At 38.0% G+C, this 305-nt stretch carries 1 pseudogene; it reads left to right on the forward strand.

The window, feature by feature from the left end:
* Positions 1-305 (forward strand): annotated as a pseudogene (locus tag HC176_RS18825) (protein translocase subunit SecDF); the annotation flags it as partial.

The raw sequence follows: 305 nt of genomic DNA on the forward strand, positions 1-305 counted from the left end.
TCATTCAGAAACTTTATAACGCTGTACAGGCTTACCTTCCAGCAGGAACAACTTACGAAGATTTCACTGTAGGTGGCGAAGGAGAAAGAGGAATTGGTATTATGCAATCTCTTAAGGTTGGTCCTTCAATTGCCGATGATATTAAGCAAGCTTCTATATGGGCTGTACTTGGATCATTATTGGTGATCTTCCTGTATATCCTTCTAAGATTTAGAAAGTATCAATTTTCACTTGGAGCTGTAATTGCCGTGATCCATGACGTATTGATCGTTCTTGGGGTATTCTCATTAACTTATAAATTCATG

It is taken from the genome of Tamlana crocina (assembly GCF_012037625.1).